The organism is Spirulina sp. CCY15215, from assembly GCF_016888125.1.
Classification (GTDB): Bacteria; Cyanobacteriota; Cyanobacteriia; order Cyanobacteriales; family Spirulinaceae; genus CCY15215.
This window is the reverse complement of record NZ_JACSWA010000161.1, coordinates 1-1233: the sequence shown is the minus strand read 5'-3', so window position 1 is coordinate 1233 and position 1233 is coordinate 1. Positions and strand designations below refer to the sequence as shown.

3 protein-coding genes are annotated in these 1233 nt (G+C 39.1%); all 3 read left to right on the top strand.

Features of this window, described 5'->3' with window-relative positions; translation table 11 throughout:
* The first annotated feature begins 121 nt into the window (after positions 1-121).
* Genes JUI58_RS00785 through JUI58_RS00775 form a run of 3 tightly spaced genes read left to right on the top strand, consistent with a single transcriptional unit; the run spans position 122 to position 1043 of the window.
* On the top strand, positions 122-355 hold the full coding sequence (locus JUI58_RS00785) for a hypothetical protein (RefSeq protein ID WP_204101845.1): 234 nt from the start codon (positions 122-124) through the stop codon (positions 353-355).
* Positions 352-675 carry a nucleotidyltransferase domain-containing protein gene (locus tag JUI58_RS00780; RefSeq protein ID WP_204101844.1) on the top strand — a complete coding sequence of 108 codons (324 nt, stop codon included), beginning with the start codon at positions 352-354 and terminating at the stop codon, positions 673-675. Before JUI58_RS00785 ends, JUI58_RS00780 begins: the two co-directional genes overlap by 4 nt.
* Complete coding sequence (locus JUI58_RS00775) at positions 672-1043, top strand: HEPN domain-containing protein (protein WP_204101843.1); 372 nt, start codon at positions 672-674, stop codon at positions 1041-1043. The genes JUI58_RS00780 and JUI58_RS00775 overlap by 4 nt, the downstream gene beginning before the upstream one ends.
* The last annotated feature ends 190 nt before the right edge of the window (positions 1044-1233 follow it).

Genomic DNA, 1233 nt, shown 5'->3' with positions numbered 1-1233 from the left:
TTAGAGCAGATTTGGATGAGTTGGAGGGGATGTTATCTTAGTTTGGGATCGTGATATGGATTTATTTGGGCGATCGCCATACAATTAAGTCAAATTACTGATTAAAAAAGGATGAATCAAAATGAGCGTTAAAGAGCTAATTTATGCTGAGTTGGATTTAATGTCCGACCAAAAACTTGAGGAGATTTATCAAATTATTCAAAAGCTCCATAAGGAAGAAACTGAAGAGATTTCAGACTGGGATAAACTATCAAAATTCTTTGATGAGAATGCGATCGAAACAGGTATTCCCGATCTGGCAGAACAACACGACCATTATATTCACGGTTGTCCTAAAAGAGAGAAGGAAGGATGAGCAATCAAGATTTAGAGCGGATTATCGGCTTGCTAAAACAATGGTTTTCTGAGCAGTATCGAGAGAATTTAGAGAATTTGATTCTCTATGGTTCGCAAGCGCGGGGAGATGCAAGGTTTGATTCGGATATTGATGTTTTAGTGGTTTTAAGGCAGGGTTTTAAGTATCGAGAGGAGATTGAAAAAACGAGTCGGTTTATTGCGGATTTATCTTTGGAATACGATACAGTTATTTCTCGCGCTTTTATTTCTTCCCAACGGTTTCATGAGGAAAATAGTCCGTTTTTGTTGAATGTACGACGGGAGGGGGTTGTGTTATGACTAGGGAACAGCAGTTACTTTTAGAAAAGGCAAAACGCAGTTTACAAGGTGCTGAGTTATTGGTTGAGAATGGTTTGCCAGAATTGGCTGTTTCTCGTGCCTATTATGGGATGTTTTATATTGCTTCTGCTTTTCTTTTGGGGAGAGGGTTGAGTTTTTCGAGTCATTCGGCGGTTATTGGTGCATTTGGGCGAGATTTTGCGAAAAGTGATGAGAGTTTACGAGATTTTCATCGTGCTTTAATTAACGCACAAGATATGAGGAATCGCAGCGATTATAATTTGGATTCTGGGATTGATGAAGATGATGCTAGACTACAAATAGAGGTTGCACTTGAGTTTATCCGTTGTTTTGAGGACTTGGCATAAAAAATTCTCTTAAATGGTCGGTTTGAGTATGAGGCGGTGGAATACAATCCGCTTAAGGTTATTTTAGGGCAGTTGAAGGCGATCGAGGATGAAATTAGAGCAGATTTGGATGAGTTGGAGGGGATGTTATCTTAGTTTGGGATCGTGATATGGATTTATTTGGGCGATCGCCATACAATTAAGTCAAATT